Below are 23337 nucleotides of genomic sequence, written 5' to 3' on the forward strand. Positions count from 1 at the left end.
TAACGGATTTTTCACTTCTTTTGCTGATGCAACGCCTCTTAGATCACATACAGAAATTTGTAGTGTTAAGTGAAGAAGAACAGGAAATCCTTCTTTCTTACATCACCTGCCAGGAAGTAAACAAGAAAGATTATTTGTTACGTCAGGGGCAGATCTGTTCTGCTAATTATTTCATTTTGCAGGGGTGTTTTCGTTTATACTATGTGAATGATAACGGCACCGAACAAATCCTTCACTTTGGTATTGATAACTGGTGGATCGCGGATTATGAGAGTTTGGAAAAACAAACACCTTCAGAGTTTTATATACAGGCTGTCGAAACAACGGAGATAGCGGTGCTTAAAAAATCCATACAGGAAGAGTTGTTTAGTAAAGTACCAAAGATGGAGCGTTATTTCAGGCTGGTGTTCCAGAAAGCCTATACAGCTTCGCAGATGAGGATTAAATACATTTATACTTTTACGGGGGAAGAGAGATATCGTCACTTTAATAAATCCTTTCCTGGTTTTGTACAGCGGATACCACAGTATATGCTGGCTTCTTATCTGGGGTTTACACCTGAGTTTCTGAGTAAGTTAAGAGGAAAGAAAGAGAAATAATACTTTAGGTCAGATAGGACGTAATTAGTTGTTGTATAGTTATCCGGTTGAGATGTTTTGCCCAGTCAAGAGCCGTTGAATTATAGATATAATCTCTTAACTGCAGATCAGGATTAGCTGATAAAGCCAGCGCTGCAAGCGCCATATCATTTCGCTCTGCTGCTAAGTGGAGTAGTGTGGCATGTCTTTCTCCGTATTGAAAATTTACGAGTGCAGGATCATTTTTCAATAATGCTGTTGCGCGTTCTTTCCAGCCAAGGTCCCAGGCATCCAGTACTGTACAGGCAACACCATGTTTCATCAGCCATTCCGCAGAAGCAGGTTGATGGCAGTGCACAGCCAGTTGCATGAGTGTCATGCCGTTGGTTAAAGGCTGATTGAGTAATGCAGTATCTGTATGAGCAATAAGATTACCAGTACCGATTGCTTCTGCTATCGCTACCTGTGCCGCTGAAGGCGGATTATTAACAAGATTGGATCCTTTTAACCACCATGTCCATCCATCTCCCATCCATTCAAAACCTGCTTTTTGATACATACGCCGGCCTGTAGCATTCAATACTGCGTAATGATATCCTTTCTCTTTTGCGAAGGCACAGGCAGCCAGGACAATTGCTTTACCAATACCCTGGTCCCTTTCATCAGGAACTACGCCAACGTTATAAATACCGGCAACACCAGCAGCCAGTAATACGGCACTCTGCGCTACTATCCGTCCGTTAAGAACAGCAATAAACCGTTGTGTACGATCAGGAAAGGCCTGCAACACAGCATAGTTTACGCCGCTATCTTTCAGGCTGGCATAAGGGAGCTCTTTCACCTGGTAAATAGGTGTATGGCTATCTGCTTTTATCTCCAGGTACCTGGGAACAGGATAATCCGTTGCTATATTTGCCAGGTCCAGTGACATCCATTGAGGGCGCCATCCCGGCTGAAAGCCGCGTGCCAGTAGTTTTACGCCCAGATCTGCAGGTTGCGCGGGGTCTAACGACCAGCAGCCTACACCTTTGGGAGGATGGTTGAGATAATAGCCGATGATCTTATCCAGTGTTGTTCCTGCATTCTCTGCAGTAAGTTCCGGGAATGCGATCATAGATTCGCTACGCGAACCAGCATGTGTCCAGCTGACACCATTAACTGTATATACCTCACCTGCCACGACTTTCGCATTCATGCAAAATAATTCGCGGTGGTTCAATGCCGTAGCATTCAGCAGTTGCCCGTGGGTAGCATGCTGCAGTGAGTTATTTTCAGAAGATGGGATCGTACTCATAATAAAGTAAATGCGGTCTAAAGATAGGAAAATAGACCTATCGCATTTACGTTACACTGGCTTCTGTTGCTGTATGATATTTCTGATCACGAACTCTGTAAGTGCATTCCGGCCCGCGACGCCCAGTTTTCCGGCAATTCTGTAACGGTGATTTTCGATGGTTCGGATGCTTACATTTAGTTCTTCAGCCATTTGCTTGGTGCTTTTACCTTCAGCAATCATTTTGATGATCCGGTTTTCAGCTTTACCAAGTCTGTGATATAATGCCTGTTGTGCAGTATTGGGATCAGACAGTGATACAGAACTAACAGCATCAGGAGGACGTACATGATTAAATTTAGCAAAACGGCCAAGGCGCGAACGGATGCTCAGTAAGAGGTCCCGCTTCCTGAAGGGCCTCGCGAGGTAATCATCTGCGCCGAGATTCATTGCCATTCTCATTTCCTGTTTATTATCCTTCGTAGTGATAAAGATCAGTGGAATATGATCAAAGCTGGGCTCGTTTCTAAGTGCCATAATAAAGTGATGACCACCGGTTCCTCTGAGGTGAGCGCCACAAATGATCAGATCTGGTTGATATTGCTGGCAGATAATCATTCCCTCTTCTTCTGAGGACGCAGTATAGGTTTCATATGTTTGTGAAACCAATAGCTGCCTGGTTTGTCTTACAAATACCTGGTCCTCATCTACAAGCAATATTTTATAGACTACAGTATTCATCAAGAATGTGTTTGCACGTTGAGATACAGGATAAAAAGTCAGCACTAGGAATTAACGGATCCTGATCGTCTATACTTTGCTTGAAATCTGTTTGGGGCAAGCATTTGGAGAGCATAACAAAAGTTGCCTGAGAATAAGAAAATTGTTTTGTACATCTTTAATTGGTTAATATTAAGTTACTTACTGTCTGTAAGCCTCAAACGCATGACCTGAAATGGTTTTCAGACCAACGCCTGGCTCCCATTAGCTGTTATAGTCAGGTCTTTCAACTTAGATATGGCGAGAATGGTTTTCTTATGGCGTAAATATGTATGAAATAACGGGTGTGACTGCATCCTAAACTAGTCGCTATCTATAAAATAAGCGTTAGTACTCAAAAACAGGTGTGCATATACTCATTTTAGTAAGGACGGATATGAAAACGGTAGTTCTAACCAGCCTGATTTATCAACTTGCACTTTCAAAATAACAGATTCCTATATCCTAAAATCAATTCCGCACAGCCTGGTATGTTCTTGATATATGCGGGGCCAAAGAGAAAACTGCTGTTCTTCGTGATTTGTTGTCATAGTGGTTTGGATTTCAGTTGTCATTAATAACCAGTTACTTACCGGTCGTCTTACAAATAATTAGTTAAATAATGTAATCCTGTATATACCAGTCTCAACTCATTACTAATCATTGCTTATGTGTATCAGTTGGGCTATATGCTACTATAGGGCTTGCAATAATTATATTAGTAAAAATAGTTATTTATTCAATCCGACAAAGAAATACCTATACCGTTAACAAACAATTTTTACATGGAGAAAACTCTACCCACCAGAGGATATAAGCTGATTATATCCCTGCTCTTGCTACTATTAGCCTTTAAACCCCCTGGAATGGCCACCCCCGAGTGTCCTATCATTACAGGGACATTCCCCTTCGCAAACGGAACAACGGTCAGTACCGCCTACGATGGCTGGTACCTGGACGCTTCCAAAGTCGTCAGCCCCGGTTATTTCGCTGTGAAATCCAACAGGATCATGGCCGAGAACCTGGGAGGGGAAGGTGTCTGGTATTCAAACGTATTCTCTGTTGCTGGTTACACAGACTTCCAGGCTGCCGTGAAGATCACGGCGGAAGGAAATCAGAACAGCTCTGAATATGTAAAGATTTATTACAAAATAAACGGTGGTGCCGAAACACTGCTGGATCAAAGAACGGGTAACTTTGGTACGATTGATTTTACATCACCGGTGCTGACGGGTAATACCATACAGCTGGTGGTAAGGATTTATGATTATAATAACGGGAGTTCACAGACTTCCAAATACTACATCGAACAATACAGGGTGTTCAGAGAGAAAGGCCCCTGTGGAAGTGCTATCTCAGTAACGGCTGCTGCCGGTAACAGTGGTATACTTACCTGCGCAAATGCTTCTCTTACTTTATCCGCCAGTTCTACTGCTACAGGTGTTACCTATAGCTGGACTGGCCCCAACAGTTTTACTTCTACTGCACAGAACCCTGTTATTTCAACCGCCGGTACGTACACCGTAGTGGGTACAAGTACTGCCGGTTCAGGTTCCGCTACTGTAGTAGTGACAGAGAATAAAACAGCGCCGGATATTTCTGCTACAGGCGGTTCTCTTGCCTGCTTTACCAGTGTAACACTGAATGCCAATACATCAGTGGCGAATGCTACTTACAGCTGGACAGGCCCCGGTAGTTTTACCAGTACCACGAAGAATCCTGTTGTTACAACAGCGGGTACATATACCGTGACTGTTAAGAATCCCGTAAACGGATGTACCGCTTCACAATCTGTCACTGTAGCTTCGGGAACAGCTTCACAAACAGATTTCTGGGTGGAAGACTTTACATTATCAGATGGTGTTACTACTGATAATGGTACTACCAGCTGGACGTCTACCAAACCAACTTCCTCTTCACTTTTTTCTGTACTGAGTAATTCATTCAGAACAAGTGGTACTGGTCTTGCGGATGGAGTCTGGTCTTCCGCAGTAGTTAATATCGCCGGTAAGACAAACGTAAAAGTATCTGCAGATTGCAGAAGCGCCGTTTTGAATAGCTCTGTAGTGATGAATAGTTCAGGTGATCTGATGGATTACCTGCGTTTTTATTATAAACTGAATGGTGGTGCAGAAGTATTATTTGCAGAGAAAGACGGGACTATTAACAATCATAGTACTACTTATACCAATGTCTCGTTAAGTGGACTGAGCGGCAACACGCTACAGATCATAGTGAGAGGAAGGGCTACGGGTACAGATGAATTTTATTATTTCGATAACGTGAAGATGGCAGGTGTTGATCCTGCTGTTACACTGACAACTGCTGTCAGCAGAACTGTCACCTGTGCAAATTCTGCACAGATCACTGTTACGCCTAGTGGTACTGTATCTTCTTATGCATGGACGGGTCCTAACGGATTTACTTCTACTGCGCAGAACCCTACTGTTACAGCCGGTGGACAATATGTGGTAACGGCTACTTTACCAAGTGGTTGTACAGTGTCTGCTTCTGTAACGGTTGCAGAAGATAAAGCCGCGCCTGATCTTTCGGCAAGTGGTGGTTCTTTTGGATGTTTAACGAGTATTGTGATCAATGCCAGTAGTTCCATCGCGAATCCCCAATACAGCTGGACGGGCCCCAACGGTTTTACCAGTACATTAAAAAATCCTACTGTAAGTACAGCGGGAACATATACCGTTACTGTTACTAATCCTGCCAATGGATGTACTGCTACACAATCAGTACAGGTGGCGGCAGGTGTTGGTACTCCTTCTGCTTTCTGGTGGGAAGATTTCACCCTGGCCAATGGAACTGTTGTTGACAACGGCGCTACCAGCTGGTCGGTCGTTAATACAGCTTCCGGTACTTACTCTGTACAGAATAATGAGTTTAAGGTAAGCTATAGCGATGTGGGAGTAGGTGTGTGGAACTCTGCTGTAATAGATATCTCCGGGAAAAAAAATGTTATTATCTCTGTAGATCTCAGAAGTGAAGTCACCTCTGGTAAGTCGTTTGAAACAGATGATTATATACGGGTGTATTATAAACTGGATGGCGGAGCTGAAACACTGGTATATGAGGATCTTGCAGGAATAGGAAACACTACTACAGGTATTGCTTCTATCTCCATCAATTCTGCGGCATTGAATGGCAGCACATTACAGGTGGTGATAAAAACAGCTAATTCTGATGTATCAGAAATATACTACTTTGACAATGTAAAGCTCACAGGTACAGATATTGCCAATGTAAATGCCACTGCTACCGTGAGTGGCCCGTTGACCTGTAGTACCACTTCCGTTACACTGGCAGGTAGTTCTACTGTGCCTGGTGTTACGTATAGCTGGACAGGCCCCAACAGTTTTACTTCTGCTTTACAGAATCCTGTTGTCACTGCTGCAGGTGCCTATACTTTAAAAGTAACTGCTCCAGGTTCAGGTTGTACAGCTAATGCCACTGCTACAGTTATACAAAATATAACCGTACCTAACCTCAGCATCACAAAGCCGGATACTTTAACCTGTACCAAAACTGCTGTTAACCTGGTGGCTGCTTCTACTACCACCAGTGCAATTGTTACCTGGACTGGCTTCGCTGCCAGACAGAAAACAGTAAGTGCAGGTGCACCGGGTAAATATTATGTAACGGCCACAGATACTATCAGCGGTTGTACAAAACTGGATAGTGTAACTGTAATACAGAATGTCACCGTTCCTAACCTGACAAAAACCACACCTGCTGCTCTTAGCTGTACTACTACCAGTGTTAACTTAACAGCGGCTTCTACTACCACAGGTGCTACTATCACCTGGACAGGCTTCCCTGCTGGTCAGAACCCTGTTAGTGTAACCGCTGCCGGTAAATACTATGTTACGGCCAGCACCACTAACGGTTGTAGCAAAAAGGATAGTGTAACTGTCACACAGGATATTACCGTTCCCAACCTGACAATCACAGCTCCTGCTGCATTATCATGTACGGTGACTTCGGTAAACCTGACAGCAGCTTCTGCTACCACAGGTGCTACTATCACGTGGACAGGCTTTGCTGCTGGTCAGAACCCGGTAAGTGTAACGGCTCCTGGTAAATATTATGTTACAGCAACTTCTGCCAACGGTTGTACAAAGAAGGATAGTGTAACAGTAACACAGAATGTTACTTTACCTAACCTCACTAAAACAACACCGGCTGCATTAGGATGTACCACTACCAGTGTTAGCTTAACAGCGGCTTCTACCACCACCGGCGCTACCATCACCTGGACAGGCTTCCCTGCTGGTCAGAACCCGGTGAGCGTAAGCACTCCTGGTAAATACTATGTTACGGCTGGTACAGCTAATGGTTGTACAGCAAAAGATAGTGTGACTGTTACACAGGATCTCACGAAACCTAATCTTTCCATAGTTACGCCGGGTACATTTAGCTGTAATACTGCATCTGTATCATTAACGGCAAATACGAGTACAGCTAATACTACTATTACCTGGACTGGCTTTACTACTGGTCAGAATTCAGTAACAGTGTATGCTCCGGGCAAATATTATGTAACTGCCCGTAATACAGTGACAGGTTGTATAAGTACGGACAGCGTAACGCTCGTACAGGAAAATATCACGCCCAACCTGACCTTGTCTCCTACATCAGGTACACTTAACTGTAATGTGCCTTATCTGTATTTAACGGCCAGTACTACTACACCAAATGCTACCATCACCTGGTCTGGTTTTTCTCCTGGTCAGACTACCATTATGATATTTGATCCGGGTACTTATTACGTAACAGTAAGAACAGCCTCTGGTTGCGTCAATACTGACAGCGTTAAAGTAATACAGGACTATGGTAGAGGTAATATGAAGGTGCAACCTCCTGGTATTATAAGTTGTGTGTCTCCTTTTGCCAGCCTGAATGTAACCGGTACCGATCCTGGTGCTGTTATTACCTGGGCAGGCTTCCAGTCTGGTCTGAACCCGGTAGCGGTGAACGATCCCGGAACATACTATGTTACTGTAAGAGGTGCAAACGGATGTTTAACAACAGACAGTGTAAAAGTATTGCAGGATGTTAGCAAACCATTGATCACTATCACACAGGCAGGTGCGCTTAGCTGCTCCAGCATTTCTGTTAATCTGACAGCTACTTCTGCTGCAGATGCTTCTACTATTACATGGGCGGGTAACGCTGCTGGTCAGAATACCATCACAGTATATGATCCCGGTACTTACTATGTAACCGTAAGAGGTGGAAATGGATGTATCAATACGGATAGTACAAAGGTTATTCCTGATACGATTAAACCAACACTGACCGTAACATTACCTGATACGCTCAGTTGCTCTAAATTCACTGCTAACTTAACTGCAGCTACTACTACGCCGGGTGCGGTTATTACATGGGGAGGTTTTGCTGCTGGTCAGAATCCTGTAACAATAAGTACACCTGGTACTTACTATGTTTCAGTGAGAGGAACGAACGGCTGTCTGAAAACGGATAGTGTGAAAGTGGTCCAGAACCTTAAAGGACCGGATTTATCTATTGCACAACCAGACATACTTACCTGCTCCAAAGTAACTGTTACTTTGTCTGCAACTACTGCAACTACTGGCGCTACTATTACCTGGGCAGGTTTTGCCGCAGGTCAGAACGTTGTGACGGTAAGCGCTCCGGGCAAGTATTATGTAACTGTAAGAACAAATACAGGTTGTACCACATTGGATAGTGTAACTGTTATTCAGGATATCACTAAACCTAATCTTACAACAACCAAACCTGCTAATTTAACCTGCGCAACTACCAGCGTTAATTTAACCGCAGCTTCTACTACCACAGGTGCAATCATTACCTGGACCGGCTTTACAACGGGCCAGAACCCGGTAAGTGTAAGTGCTCCTGGTAAATATTATGTGACTGCCCGCAGTGCTACAGGTTGTACTACTATTGACAGTGTGACTGTTATTCAGGATCTCGTTAAACCGAACCTGACAACAACAACACCTGCGATCTTAACCTGTGGAACTACCAGTGTTAATTTAACAGCAGCTTCTACAACCACAGGTGCTATCATTACCTGGACAGGCTTCCCTGCAGGTCAGAACCCTGTTAGTGTAAGCGCACCAGGCAAGTATTATGTAACCGCAAGAAGCACGACAGGTTGTTCTGCTATGGATAGCGTAACAGTTACACAGGATATCACTAAACCGAACCTGACCACAACTGCCCCAGCTACCTTAACATGTGCAACAACAAGCGTTAGCTTAAATGCGACATCTGCTACTGCAGGCACTACCATCACCTGGACAGGCTTTGCTGCCGGACAAAACCCGGTAAGCGTAAGTGCACCAGGTAAATACTATGTAACCGCAAGAAGCACTACCGGTTGTTCTACTATAGATAGCGTAACAGTTACACAGGATATCACTAAACCGAACCTGACCACAACTGCTCCTGCTACTTTAACTTGTACTACTGTATCAGTTAATTTAACAGCCGCTTCTACCACTACGGGTGCTATCATTACCTGGACAGGCTTTGCGGCCGGACAGAATCCGGTAAGTGTAAGCGCACCGGGTAAATACTATGTAACCGCAAGAAGCACTACCGGTTGTTCTACTATAGATAGCGTAACAGTTACACAGGATATCACTAAACCGAACCTGACCACAACTGCTCCTGCTACCTTAACATGTGCAACAACAAGCGTTAGCTTAAATGCGACATCTGCTACTACAGGTACTACCATTACCTGGACAGGCTTCGCTGCGGGACAAAATCCGGTAAGTGTAAGCGCGCCAGGTAAATACTATGTAACCGCAAGAAGCACTACAGGATGTAGTACAATAGATAGCGTAACAGTTACGCAGGATATCATTAAACCGAACCTGACAACAACTGCTCCCGCTACTTTAACCTGTTCTACTGTATCAGTTAATTTAACAGCCGCTTCTACCACTACGGGTGCTATCATTACCTGGACAGGCTTTGCAGCCGGACAGAATCCGGTAAGTGTAAGTGCACCAGGTAAATACTATGTAACGGCAAGAAGCACTACAGGATGTAGTACAATAGATAGCGTAACAGTTACGCAGGATATCACTAAACCGAACCTGACAACAACTGCTCCTGCTACTTTAACCTGTTCTACTGTATCAGTTAATTTAACAGCCGCTTCTACCACTGCAGGAGCTACTATCACCTGGACAGGCTTTGCTGCCGGACAGAATCCGGTAAGCGTAAGTGCACCAGGTAAATATTATGTAACCGCAAGAAGCACTACAGGATGTAGTAAAATAGACAGTGTAACAGTTACGCAGGATATCACTAAACCGAACCTGACAACAACTGCTCCTGCTACCTTAACCTGTGCGACAACCAGTGTTAATTTAACAGCCGCTTCTACCACTACGAGTGCTACGATCACCTGGACAGGCTTTGCAGCCGGACAGAATCCGGTAAGTGTAAGCGCGCCAGGTAAATACTATGTAACCGCAAGAAGCACTACAGGATGTAGTACAATAGATAGCGTAACAGTTACGCAGGATATCATTAAACCGAACCTGACAACAACTGCTCCCGCTACTTTAACCTGTTCTACTGTATCAGTTAATTTAACAGCCGCTTCTACCACTACGGGTGCTATCATTACCTGGACAGGCTTTGCGGCCGGACAGAATCCGGTAAGTGTAAGTGCACCAGGTAAATACTATGTAACGGCAAGAAGCACTACAGGATGTAGTACAATAGATAGCGTAACAGTTACGCAGGATATCACTAAACCGAACCTGACAACAACTGCTCCCGCTACTTTAACCTGTTCTACTGTATCAGTTAATTTAACAGCCGCTTCTACCACTACCGGTGCTATCATTACCTGGACAGGCTTTGCAGCCGGACAGAATCCGGTAAGTGTAAGTGCACCAGGTAAATACTATGTAACGGCAAGAAGCACTACAGGATGTAGTACAATAGATAGCGTAACAGTTACGCAGGATATCACTAAACCGAACCTGACAACAACTGCTCCCGCTACTTTAACCTGTTCTACTGTATCAGTTAATTTAACAGCCGCTTCTACCACTACCGGTGCTATCATTACCTGGACAGGCTTTGCAGCCGGACAGAATCCGGTAAGCGTAAGTGCGCCAGGTAAATACTATGTAACCGCAAGAAGCACTACAGGATGTAGTACAATAGATAGCGTAACAGTTACGCAGGACATCACTAAACCGAACCTGACAACAACTGCTCCTGCTACTTTAACCTGTTCTACTGTATCAGTTAATTTAACAGCCGCTTCTTCCACTACAGGAGCTACTATCACCTGGACAGGCTTTGCAGCCGGACAGAATCCGGTAAGCGTAAGTGCGCCAGGTAAATACTATGTAACCGCAAGAAGCACTACAGGATGTAGTACAATAGATAGCGTAACAGTTACACAGGATATCACTAAACCGAACCTGACCACAACTGCTCCCGCTACTTTAACCTGTTCTACTGTATCAGTTAATTTAACAGCCGCTTCTACCACTACGGGTGCTATCATTACCTGGACAGGCTTTGCTGCCGGACAGAATCCGGTAAGCGTAAGTGCACCAGGCAAATATTATGTAACCGCAAGAAGCACTACAGGATGTAGTACAATAGATAGCGTAACAGTTACGCAGGACATCACTAAACCGAACCTGACAACAACTGCTCCTGCTACCTTAACATGTGCTACAGTATCAGTTAATTTAACAGCCGCTTCTGCAACGACGGGTGCTACTATCACCTGGACAGGCTTTGCTGCCGGACAAAATCCGGTAAGCATAAGTGCACCAGGCAAATATTATGTAACCGCAAGAAGCACTACAGGATGTAGTACAATAGATAGCGTAACAGTTACGCAGGACATCACTAAACCGAACCTGACAACAACTGCTCCTGCTACTTTAACCTGTTCTACTGTATCAGTTAATTTAACAGCCGCTTCTTCCACTACAGGAGCTACTATCACCTGGACAGGCTTCGCCGCCGGACAGAATCCGGTAAGCGTAAGTGCACCAGGTAAATACTATGTAACCGCAAGAAGCACTACAGGGTGTAGTACAATAGATAGTGTAACAGTTACGCAGGATATCACTAAACCGAACCTGACAACAACTGCTCCTGCTACCTTAACATGTGCGACAACCAGCGTTAATTTAACAGCCGCTTCTACCACTACAGGAGCTACTATTACCTGGACAGGCTTTGCAGCCGGACTCAATCCGGTAAGCGTAAGTGCGCCAGGTAAATACTATGTAACCGCAAGAAGCACTACAGGATGCAGCACAATTGACAGCGTAACAGTATCTCAAAACGTAGCTGTACCTGATCTCTCTATAACAGCACCTGTAATGCTTACCTGCCAGGTAAGCCAGGTAAACCTCAACGCCACATCAGCTACTCCAAACGTTACATTCACCTGGACAGGCTTCACTGCAGGACAAAACCCTGTAATTGCCTCCACACCAACTGAATACTATGTAACAGTAAAGAGTAACGTCAATGGCTGTACAAAAATCGATTCAGTAGCAGTAACTCGTAACATTACGGCTCCTGCCGGAGTAACCGCCGGTAATGGTGGTGCTATTACATGTACAAAAACAAGCACTACTATCACCGCTTCCAGCAGTACTTCCGGAGTAAGTTATGCCTGGACAGGCCCAGGTAGCTTTACTTCAACAAGTGCAACAGCAACAGTTACCACCGCAGGTACTTATAGTCTGGTAGTTGTGAATACCGCTAACGGATGTTCCGTAAGCGCTAACACTGCCGTTGCTAAAAACATCACACCGCCGGTGACTGTAATAAATCCGCCAACAGCTACACTCTCTCCATTATCATTTGACATATTAACAGCACGCAGTGTTACCGGTGCCAGCTACAAATGGACATTAACATCCGATGATGTTAACTGGACCATCGCCGCTGGAGCAACCAGTACCACGCTTACGTATATGTCAGGAGAAGAAGGTTCTACCGGGACCTTTAAGCTGAAAGTGACGGATAATACAAATGGCTGCAGCGATTCCACTCAACTGGCATTAACAGTGCCGGTAAGTACAACAATGGCAATTGCAACACCTGCAATCGCTGAAGCCCGCGTCAGCAGCATTGAGCCTGTCATTGAATACAACGCTTATCCGAATCCGTTTACAGACAAAGCCTATATCACATTTAAATCACCGGTAACAACAAAGGTGACAGTGGAAGTATTTGGCTACAGCGGATCTCCGGAAAGAGTATTGTTTAATGATCAGGCCAGGGCAGGAGAGTCTTATAAGCTGGTCTTTAATCCGGCTGACCTGCCTTCAGGGATCCATTATTGTGTGATCAGAACAAACGGTAAAGTGTATACGACACGTTTGCTCCTGGTGAGATAATAATATAGGGTGTGGAAAACCCTTTTACTTAAAATAATATTAAGGGCCGGTTATGGGGAAACCTGTAACCGGCCCTTTACTTATATAAGTAATCATAAGAAAATCCGTTACTTACATTTACAGGAAAATTATCTATACAGTCTGTCTTTTATTAAAAAAGGTTAAAATAATATTAGTAGAGGAGAAGTGAATACCACCCTTCCAACCCCTTCCATGAAAAAGTTATTAACACTGTAATGTGAGCTACTGATGCTAAAATGTGGATAAAGTGGGGTCGTTGAGGCTCAGACAGATGAGTGAATCTGTTGCTTCACAACGCAGAAATTTTGAGAAAATTGTATAAGATGACAACGTTTTACAATTAGCCTCAATCCTTTAACAGAATTGAAAATCAGGCCGTCTCACAAGTAATAAATATCATATATAAACGGGGCTGAAAAATCACTGGAAATCGTTAAAATTATTACCGTTTTTTTTTAGTATGTAGAGATGATGAATTTGTAATAGTTTGATTTATAGTAGACAAGCAATCGAGATTACTTCCTCATTTATTTTTTAAAAAATATTGTTTTATCAATAAATATGGATATTTTTATATTCGAATTTACTATATACTTGAAAATCGGGTATTTATAAATCAAATCTCTAACCAATGAATAATGCTGCCTTACAGGATATGTGGACCGCTATATTGGCGTTACTGCATATACCAGATTATCGACACCGGGAGAGCCGGTTGTATATATATAATTACCAGTCCGGTAATTTCAATATGTTAATGAAGATAAAGGGGCAACACATTTGTTAGACAAGCATTCAACTTACCTCTGTTACAGTAATCCTATGCCTATGCGCACAATTAGTTACAATTCCACCCGTTTAACCCTGCTAAATTTTATGCAGCGGCGGGAGGCTCTGGTACATGGCACTAAAACGTTGATACTGCTTTTATTGGCAGGTCTTTCCTGGCAGCCAGCAGCGGCAAATGCTGCGACCAGGACTCGTGGTGGTACCTCTCCAGCTTCTGTTAAAGCTAACAGACCTTTGAATTTCGCTTATACCGCGTGGACAACTGTTGACTACAGTGGTGCTACAGGTTATAACAACACCGTGAAAAGTGGCAATACAATAGCATATACTGTGCACGTGCATAATACCGGGACTGATCCGATTACTGCACTGACTATCATGTCTAATGTTCCTGCTAATACCACCTTTTACGGAGCTGCGCCAGGTTATATTCTCAGTGGTACTCAGTTAACATACACGCCTGTGCTGCCATTAGCCGCCGGAGACTCTACATTCTTTTCTTTCACTGTGACAGTTAGTGGTTCACTTGCAGGTATCGGCTATATAAATAATAACAGCTACGTTGATTTTAGCGATGGTAATGGTTACCAGACTGCTGCTTTTTACAATGGCGGTCCAATACCCTCCGCTACTGAATATGGCACGCAGGTCCCGGTAGATAACGGTATGAATGCTGTAGCCTGGAAAACACAGGTATATACGCCTCACGGTACAGGTGGTTATATAGCGCCGGGAGACGTTATTCACTATGTTATCTGGGTACGTAATATGGGTACCCTTGCATTGTCTAATATTAAGGTAACTGACTTTATACCGTCTTATACCTTCTGGAGATATACTTCCAATGGAACTGGTGCGGCACCAAATAATGGATTGGTGACAATGACGATTCCATCGCTGGCACCCGGCGCCCAGGATACTGTATCATTTGATGTAATAGTAGCTCAGGACCTTACAGGAGCAACCGCCATTGAAAATACAGCCACTGTAGATATTAATAATTTTAAGCCTGCTTTCAACACAGTGCCTGTGGATGCTTCGGGTAACAATCCTTCTGCTATTCCTACAACAGAACCATCTACCAGTATTCCGGTTAAAAGTATCACCTCTTTTGAAACCTGGAAAATCTGGCTGAATGACAATGATAACTCGGTAAGAACTGTATCGCCCGGTGAAGAGGTTACTTTCTATATATATGTACACAATACAGGTAACGTGGCCATTTCTACACTAACGGTAAACGACGTGGTTCCTTTTGGTATGACCTTCAAGAGTATCAAAGATGGAGGATCGTATAACCAGACTGCCAATACCGTATATTGGGGCATTGATAACGTTGCTGCCGGCGCTACAGCTACAGTACGTTTTACAGTAACAATAGATGCACATCTGGAAGGTATAAGAACCATCACCAATACCGCAAAGGTCGAATCAAAAGATACTGCATTATATACAATTGGTTGTGATCCTAATGATGCTAAGTGTGATGGTAAAGTAGGAACAGTTCTTCCTGTAGCAGGCGGAAAGAAGGACCTCTTTGTATCCACCGTAGTAACTCCTAACGGGGATGGCAAAAACGATTTCTTCTATGTAAGAGGTATAGAAAAGTTTCCCAACAGCGCTTTATTCATCTTTAACAGATGGGGGAATACTGTATACCAATCCCAAAACTACCAGAACAACTGGAGTGCCAACGGATTGAGTGAGGGTACCTACTATTATCAATTCGATCTGAGGAATACGGATGGAACTATAAAGACATACAAGGGATGGGTAATGATAATAAGATAATGATGAACTGTGATCCTAAAAGTGCAACTAATATGTACACAAAAAAGAAATGGCTTACTGTAGCATTATCACTCTGCCTTGCGGCAGGCGCCCACGCACAACAAAGCGTACAGTTCAGTCAGTATATTTTTAACGGGATAAGTGTAAATCCCGCTTACGCAGGTTACAAAGATGTATTGAACCTGAATGCCATGTACCGCCAGCAATGGAGCGGTTTCCCCGGGGCACCAACCACCGGTGGAGTATCTCTGGACGGTCCGTTGAAAAGACCTAACAGGGAAACAAATGTGGGCCTTGGTGTACAGGCCATGATGGATAATCTTGGTCCGCAAAAAGCAATATCTCTCTACGGATCTTATTCCTACCGTATAAGACTGGATGAAGAAGATACCCGTCGCTTTTGCCTGGGTATCGGTATCGGAGCTACGCAATATAGTCTGAATGGCAGCGACCTGGAATATCTTGACACGGGTGACCGTATCATTCCTGATGGTTCTGCAAAAGCTACCACTCCGGACGCACGCTTCGGTATCTATTATTATACTCCCCGTTTCTACTTCGGGCTCTCTGTACTGGACCTGTTTTCCAAATACACCAGCACCGGTTACAAATGGAGAGGATATACCTACGAAAGTATCCGCAGAAAACAACACCTGTATGTAACTGCCGGATATATGTTCAAAGTGACAGATGAAATCTCTATCAAGCCTTCCTTTATGCTGAAAGATGATTTTGCCGGACCTACCGCGGTAGACCTGAGCCTTATGCTGCACATGGACGAATTACTCTGGATTGGCGGATCATACAGAACAAGCGTTCCTTTATGGAAAAAGAATTCGCTGCCAACCACACTTGACAAAGCAAATGCTGCAAGCGCGATCGTGGAATATTATATCACTCCAAAGTATCGTATCGGCTATTCCTATGACATGAGCATGAATAAAATGCCAGGATCGCATGAAATATCAATAGGCATCTTATTTAATTCCAAGCAATACACTACTTCCAATCCCAGGTATTTTTAATTTAACAAGAGTATGCTACGTTGTTACGCGATAATATTATGCACCACGATGTTGTTTCCGGTGTTGCTGTTTGGCCAGGAGCAGAAAAGCGTTCGGGTGATGGCTGATGAAGCTTTTGAGAGACAGGAATATGCTGCTGCAGGAGCTTTATACAGTAAAGTGGCTGAAAAAGCTAAAGGAAAACATGCTGCTGAAGTACTGGTGAAAGTGGCTGAATGTTATAGCCGGATCGGACAATACGATGATGCCCAGACATGGTATCAGCGTTTGGAAGCAAGACCGGACTGCCCTTCATCTGTACATCTGTTGTATGGTGAAATCCTGAAAAGCACCGGCAAATATGTAGAGGCAAAAGAACAGATCAGCAAATTCAGAAGTGGAAAAGCTGATAGTATGCGCCTCAAAAATATTATGCTGGCTGGCTGCGACAGCGCTATAGCATGGAAATCTGAAAAGGTGGACATGGCTATGGAAAACATCAAGGAACTTAGCTCCTCCGGCGCTGACTGGGTGAGCGGGGTAACAAGACAAGGACTCCTGCTGGTATCCAACGGGTATCGCAAAATGTCAATGAACTCTACTCCGGAACATAATCCATCTATCGACGCACGTACCAACCAACCATACTTCAAAGCTTACCTCTTTAAACAATACGCACAGGGTGTAGCAAATACCTACGTAGAAGAAGTTTTACCGGAAGTACTGGGTAAAGTACCTTATCACGTTGGACCTATCTGCTTCAATCCAAGAGAAGATACTTTATATGTTACGCTGAATTCCTGGCAGCAGGATATCGCTAACCGCAGAAAACGCGGTCCGGTAAACGGAGAACGTGTCATGATGATTTTCTGGTCTGTAAAATCAGGTGATGAATGGCGCCCCCTGGAACCACTGAAAGAAATCAATTCTTCAGGAAGTTCTACCGGACAGGTTGCACTGAGCCGCGATGGACAAACCATGTATTTTGCCTCCAACAGGAATGGCGGACAAGGTAAAATGGATATCTGGTATAGCGAAAAACAAAAGAATGGCAGATGGGGTAAACCTAAAAACTGCGGACCATTCATCAACACTCCTTTCGACGAAGCCTTCCCTACTTATAATGAAAAAGGAATACTCTATTTTTCAAGTAAAGGACACCCTGGTATGGGCGGATTTGATATCTTCCGCGCTACCGGTGAAGAAGCCGACTGGACTAAACTGCAAAATCTCCGCTCACCTTTCAATTCCGGTGGTGATGATCTGGGCTTTATCATGAAAGCTAACATGTACGAAGGGTACTTCGCTTCTAACCGCCCGGGTGGTGGTGGTAGTGATGATATCTATCGCTTCATGGATACTCACTTCGCTGAAAGATTTAATGGTGATGGCGGCATTCAGCCTTATACAGATCCTTCTCCTGTTCCTGATAAACCAGATGTGATCCTGGCAGAGAAAACAACCAAACCTGCTCAGATCATCCCTGACAAACCAGAACCGGAAAAACCTGTTAAAGAATCTGTTATCGTTGCTACCAAACCACCTGTCGTGGTACCTGTGGCTGCTCCGGTGGTGGCTCCTCCTGTAGTTGTTGCAGCAGCTCCTGCTCCGGCCCCAACTTCAGATGCTCCTGCAAGAGGCAGGAGGAAAAAAGCATCCGTTTTAACCGGTGCTACTACACCTGCTCCAGATCCGGCACCAAGCGAACCGGTAGTCACCTCTCCGTTCAAAACACCGGCAGCAGCACCAATAGCTGCGCCTGTAAACGAACTGCCGGTAATGACTTCAAAACGTCAGACTTCATTGCCTGCGCCGCCTCCGGTTGATAGTCCTGCAGCAGTGGCCGTAACAAAACCAGTAACAAAACCGGTTGCAAAACCTGTAGTAAAACAAGAAGAGAAACAGCCTTTATCCGACATGGATAATGCTATCCTTAATAAAATGGAACACCTGCAGTTCTACTACGACTTTAACAGTGCTATCCTGACCACCGCGTCAAGAGAAATGCTGGATAGGGTAGCGGTTGTACTGTCTCAGTACCCAACATGGAAACTGATGGTACGTTCCTACACAGATGCCCGCGGTTCTGATGCTTACAATAAGGACCTCTCTGCACTGCGTTGTTATGCTGTAATTGATTACCTGATCAAGAAAGGCATCCCTTCCAACAAGCTTTACTATGAAAACATAGGTAAAGATCCGGAAGATCCTTGCGGAAAAGGAGTTCCTTGTACAGAGCGTCAATACCAGGCTGCAAGACGTACTACACTGAAAATCACACCTCAATGATGTAGAGAAATAATATAAAAGAAGCCCTCCCGGATTTCTCCGGGAGGGCTTTTTGCATTATCGGGAAAAAAATAAGTTTTGAGATGGTACCATATAATATTACACACGACATCTTTATTGTGAGAGCCTGATAACGTGTTGAGAAGACCTGATACATTTTTAACCATATAGCCATTTAATTCTATGAAACCCGGTCCTGTCATCTGCACGCATCCTATGCGCGGAACAGTCTGAAAAGCCTTGAAACCCGGCTGATCCCTTATCTGCAGTGATAATCCGTTAGAGAAAGAGCAATGTAGTTCCATATCGTCTAAACAAAACCAGTGATAATGAAAGTAAATGTTACTCTTCGTAATGCTTTGCCGTATGCCTATGTAAAGCATTTTTTCCTTCTTCTTTTATCCCTGTGTGGTTATGGGGCATTGTATGCCCAGGTAAGCCCGACCGTTCCGGCTACTACCAAAAACCATAAGAAACAGGTGATTGGGTACATCACCCAATGGGATGCCTGGAAGGACGTTGCCGGTATTGTACCAAAAGGGGGGTACAACCAGTTGAACGTGGATTATTCCCAGTACACCATCCTCAATTTCTCTTTCTTTGGGGTGGCTAAAGACGGTTCACTGCATAGTGGAGACTTCCGTAATAAGAACATCTACCAGGTAGGTGCTGTACAGGAACCTGCTGCTCTTGTAAATGAAGACATTTACAGCAGCTGGGACATGTTCCTTTTATACGGGGAGCTGGATGCTCCGCTGTATTATATTACTGATGGCAGTTATGCCTATTCACTGGGTTACCGTAACTCCGGCAGTGGCTGGAGCAACGTGAATACCGGCGCTACCGGTGCTTTCCCTTTATCCGTTCCAAAACAGGGCGGTGCTCCGGGCGTAATTGACCTGGCTCACCAGAAAGGTGTGAAAGTAATGGCTTCTATCGGTGGCTGGAGTATGTGTAAACACTACCCTGAAATGGCTGCTGATGCTACCAAACGCGCCAACTTTGTTGCCGGTTGTAAAAAACTGATGACAATGGGTTTTGATGGTATCGACTTTGACTGGGAATATCCAGGTAATCCCGGTATGAACATCGAACATTACAGCGCTGCAGATTACACCAACTTTGCTATCCTGGTAGAAGCAGTAAGAGCTGCTATCGGTGCAGACAAACTGATCACTGCCGCTTTCTCAGCTGTTCCTTCCAAGCTCTCCGGCTTCGACTGGCCACGTCTGAACAATTCAATGAACTACTTTAATATGATGACCTACGACTATAACGGTGGCTGGTCAAATAAAGCAGGTCATAATGCTCCATTATACGACTATCCTGGTGCTGAATATTCAGGTTTCTCTATCGATGCTACTGTAAAAGGTCTGAGAACATTAAATGTGAACATGGCTAAGGTGAACATTGGTGCGCCTTTCTATGGTCGCGGTGTCGTTACAAGCAGTGCTGCTGCATTAAATGGAGCTACTGTAAAAACTTCTGTAACATTACAGCCTGATGGCCCTGTATCTACCTCTGCCGACTTCACCAACTGGGCTTTAAACCTGTGGGATGGTACACCAAACTACAGTGCGATAATGGCTTCTTCCGGCTGGACTGAATACTGGGATGATGTGGCAAAGGTGCCTTACAGAACCAAAGGCAACTATTTCCTCAGCTATGACAACGAACGTTCAATAGGTGAGAAAGCAAAATATATTAAAGACAATTCCCTGGCAGGTGTGATCGTATGGCAGGTATTTGGTGATATGCTGAACATGACCAGCAACACCGTTGCCAAAGGCAAACTGATCTACTGTCCTTCTACTACTTCTCCGCTGGTAAATAAACTGAATGCTGTATTTGCAGATGGCAGTACTTCTACCAACGTTGCTCCTGTAGTAAATCTGACAGCTCCGGCTGCAAATGCATCTTACACTGCTCCGGGCAGCATCAATATCACTGCTTCTGCTACAGACAGCGATGGTACAATTGCTAAAGTGGAGTTCTATAATGGCACTACTTTATTAGGTACATCCACTACTTCTCCTTATTCTTATACATGGAGTAATGTAGCAGCGGGTACTTACGCTATTAAAGCAATTGCTACTGATAACAGTGGTGCTTCTACCACTTCTTCAAGTGTTTCTGTAACCGTTACTACCGGTACAACCAATCCTTCTACCGGTAAGGTATTAGTAGGTTACTGGCAGAACTGGAATCTTTCTTCATCTCCATACATCCGTCTGAAAGATGTAGATTCAAGATACAATGTAATTGAAGTTGCTTTTGCCGTAACAACAGCCAGCGACTACGCTACTCTCAGCTTTACACCTGATCAGAATACTGCTGCGGAAATCAAGGCAGATATCGCTACCCTGCAATCTCAGGGAAGAAAGGTCTTAATATCTATCGGTGGAGAAAGCGGTACGCTGGTACTGGATAACGATACCAAGAAACAAGCCTTTATCACCAGTCTGGAAGGTATACTGGATACTTACAATTTCGATGGTTTCGACCTCGATATTGAAGGTGGTACTTCTTTACAGTTAAACAATGGTGATAACAACTTCACTGCTCCAACCACACCTAAGGTAATTAACCTGATAGCTGGTGCTAAACAGGTAATCAGTTACCGTACCGGACAGGGTAAGACCTGCTGGCTGACAATGGCACCGGAAACTTACTATGTACAAACGGCCTATGGTGCTACTTACTCTCCACTGGTAGGCGCTTACCTGCCAATCATCTATGGTCTGCGTAACGAACTGACCTGGATCCAGCCTCAGTTATACAATACAGGTTCCGTAAACGGACTTGATAATAAAGTATACAGTTCTTCTACTGCAGACTTCATCGTATCTATGACAGAAATGTTGTTACAGGGCTTCCCTGTGGCTGGTACAAGTCAGACTTTCCCTGCATTACGCGAAGACCAGGTAGCATTTGGCTTACCTGCTTCTGCTTCTGCTGCGGGCAGTGGATATACTTCTCCAACCGAAGTGAAGAAAGCACTGAATTACCTGACTAAAGGTACTTCTTACGGTGGTACTTATGTACTGCGCAAAGCTGCCGGTTATCCCGGTCTGCGTGGTATCATGACCTGGTCCATCAACTGGGACAAGGTAAATAACAGCGAATTTGCAAGCAACTATTATCCCTATTTCTTTGGTACCACAGGTGGTAACCAGGCGCCGGTAGTAAGCATTACTTCTCCTGCAGCAAATGCTACATTTAATGCACCTGCTTCTGTTTCTATTACTGCTTCAGCTTCTGATGCAGATGGTACAGTCGCAAAAGTGGAGTTCTATAATGGTACTACTTTATTAGGTACATCTACGTCCAGTCCCTATACCTATTCCTGGACAAACGTAGCGGCAGGTAGCTATAGCCTTACAGCTAAAGCAACAGACAATGCCGGTGCTGTTACAACATCTTCAACTGTTGCCATCGTAGTGAATGGTACAACCGGTGGTAACTGTGCTGGTATCGCTGCCTGGTCAGCTTCTGCTGTTTACACAAACGGTATGCAGGTTGTTTACAACAGCAAATTATATACTGCTAAATGGTGGACACAGAACGAACAACCGGATACACATACCGGCGATGGTCAGGTATGGAGTTATGTAGCTGATTGCGGTGGTGGAACTAATCCGGGTAACGTATCTCCTGTAGTAAGTATCACTTCTCCTGCAGCAAGTGCATCCTTCACAGCACCGGCTTCTGTTACTATCACGGCTTCTGCTACAGATGCAGATGGTACGATCGCTAAAGTTGATTTCTATAGCGCCAGCGCTAAAATCGGTACAGCTACTGCTTCTCCATATTCTTACACATGGACTGGCGTTGCTGCAGGTACTTATTCTCTGACTGCTATCGCTACAGATAATGCCGGTGCAACTACTACAAGTGGTGCTGTTAGTATTACTGTAACAAGCAACACAGGTAATACAGGCAACTGTGCCGGTGTGCCAACTTATGCGGTATATCCTGCTATCTACAACGTAGGTGATAAAGTAGTGTACAATGGCTACCTCTATCAGAGCCTTGCCAATTCACTGTACAATGTTACTCCTGGTACCGCTGACTGGTGGTGGCAGCCACTGGGCGCATGCTCAAGTGCAAGAGTAGCAAGTACCGCTGATAACCTCGTTGATCAGTCTACTGCTATTCAGACACTGGTTGTATATCCTAACCCTGTTACAGGTTCAAACCTGCAGGTACAGGTTACTGCAGCTGCTGCTGAAAAGATCTATGTGGAAATCTGGAGCGTAAACGGTAATAGTCCTGTATTACACAAGGAATATATTGCCGGTGCAAAAGGGCAGCAATTGATCAGTCTTGATATCAGTCGCGTACCACAGGGTACCTTCATTATCAAAACTACCAATGCTACCGGCACACGCAAAGGAAGTGCGAAAATGATACGCATGTAACAACAATAT

General features: G+C 44.4%; 8 protein-coding genes. 6 read left to right on the forward strand and 2 right to left on the reverse strand.

Annotated elements, in window-relative coordinates:
• Window positions 1-26 precede the first annotated feature (26 nt).
• Window positions 27-599 carry a Crp/Fnr family transcriptional regulator gene (locus GO495_RS11195; RefSeq protein ID WP_157299757.1) on the forward strand — a complete coding sequence of 191 codons (573 nt, stop codon included), beginning with the start codon at window positions 27-29 and terminating at the stop codon, window positions 597-599.
• A gap of 4 nt (window positions 600-603) precedes the next feature.
• Here GO495_RS11195 and GO495_RS11200 read toward each other — a convergent pair whose 3' ends face one another.
• Together GO495_RS11200 and GO495_RS11205 are read right to left on the reverse strand one after the other, a co-directional pair.
• Window positions 604-1872, reverse strand: a complete 1269-nt coding sequence (locus GO495_RS11200; RefSeq protein ID WP_157299758.1) for a GNAT family N-acetyltransferase — start codon at window positions 1870-1872, stop codon at window positions 604-606.
• A 51-nt stretch (window positions 1873-1923) separates the two neighbouring features.
• The gene (locus tag GO495_RS11205; protein WP_089783081.1) at window positions 1924-2592 is read right to left on the reverse strand and encodes a response regulator transcription factor; all 669 of its coding nucleotides are present in this window, start codon (window positions 2590-2592) and stop codon (window positions 1924-1926) included.
• Between the two features lie 803 nt (window positions 2593-3395).
• Here GO495_RS11205 and GO495_RS11210 point away from each other — a divergent pair.
• From GO495_RS11210 to GO495_RS32145, 5 genes are all read left to right on the forward strand, one after another.
• Window positions 3396-13013 (forward strand): hypothetical protein, encoded by a 9618-nt coding sequence (locus GO495_RS11210; protein WP_157299759.1) that lies wholly within the window; start codon window positions 3396-3398, stop codon window positions 13011-13013.
• A gap of 849 nt (window positions 13014-13862) precedes the next feature.
• Entirely contained in the window at window positions 13863-15614 is a 1752-nt protein-coding gene (locus GO495_RS11215; protein ID WP_170302662.1) for a T9SS type B sorting domain-containing protein, read from the forward strand.
• 32 nt (window positions 15615-15646) lie between these two features.
• Window positions 15647-16639: a PorP/SprF family type IX secretion system membrane protein gene (locus GO495_RS11220; RefSeq protein ID WP_157299761.1), complete on the forward strand. Its 993-nt coding sequence runs from the start codon at window positions 15647-15649 to the stop codon at window positions 16637-16639.
• Between the two features lie 12 nt (window positions 16640-16651).
• Complete coding sequence (locus GO495_RS11225; RefSeq protein WP_157299762.1) at window positions 16652-18907, forward strand: OmpA family protein; 2256 nt, start codon at window positions 16652-16654, stop codon at window positions 18905-18907.
• Window positions 18908-19236: 329 nt separating this feature from the next.
• Window positions 19237-23328, forward strand: coding sequence for a glycosyl hydrolase family 18 protein (locus GO495_RS32145; protein ID WP_157299763.1), 4092 nt, complete (start codon window positions 19237-19239; stop codon window positions 23326-23328).
• Window positions 23329-23337 lie beyond the last annotated feature (9 nt).

The sequence above is a fragment of the Chitinophaga oryziterrae genome, from assembly GCF_009758125.1.
Taxonomy (GTDB): domain Bacteria; phylum Bacteroidota; class Bacteroidia; order Chitinophagales; family Chitinophagaceae; genus Chitinophaga; species Chitinophaga oryziterrae.

Bases quoted from the DNA above. Each gene is read 5' to 3' on its own strand.
- GO495_RS11195 (WP_157299757.1), top strand. From the start codon at position 27: ATGCAACGCCTCTTAGATCACATACAGAAATTTGTAGTGTTAAGTGAA.
- GO495_RS11200 (WP_157299758.1), bottom strand. From the start codon at position 1,872: ATGAGTACGATCCCATCTTCTGAAAATAACTCACTGCAGCATGCTACC.
- GO495_RS11205 (WP_089783081.1), bottom strand. From the start codon at position 2,592: ATGAATACTGTAGTCTATAAAATATTGCTTGTAGATGAGGACCAGGTA.
- GO495_RS11210 (WP_157299759.1), top strand. From the start codon at position 3,396: ATGGAGAAAACTCTACCCACCAGAGGATATAAGCTGATTATATCCCTG.
- GO495_RS11215 (WP_170302662.1), top strand. From the start codon at position 13,863: ATGCGCACAATTAGTTACAATTCCACCCGTTTAACCCTGCTAAATTTT.
- GO495_RS11220 (WP_157299761.1), top strand. From the start codon at position 15,647: ATGTACACAAAAAAGAAATGGCTTACTGTAGCATTATCACTCTGCCTT.
- GO495_RS11225 (WP_157299762.1), top strand. From the start codon at position 16,652: ATGCTACGTTGTTACGCGATAATATTATGCACCACGATGTTGTTTCCG.
- GO495_RS32145 (WP_157299763.1), top strand. From the start codon at position 19,237: ATGAAAGTAAATGTTACTCTTCGTAATGCTTTGCCGTATGCCTATGTA.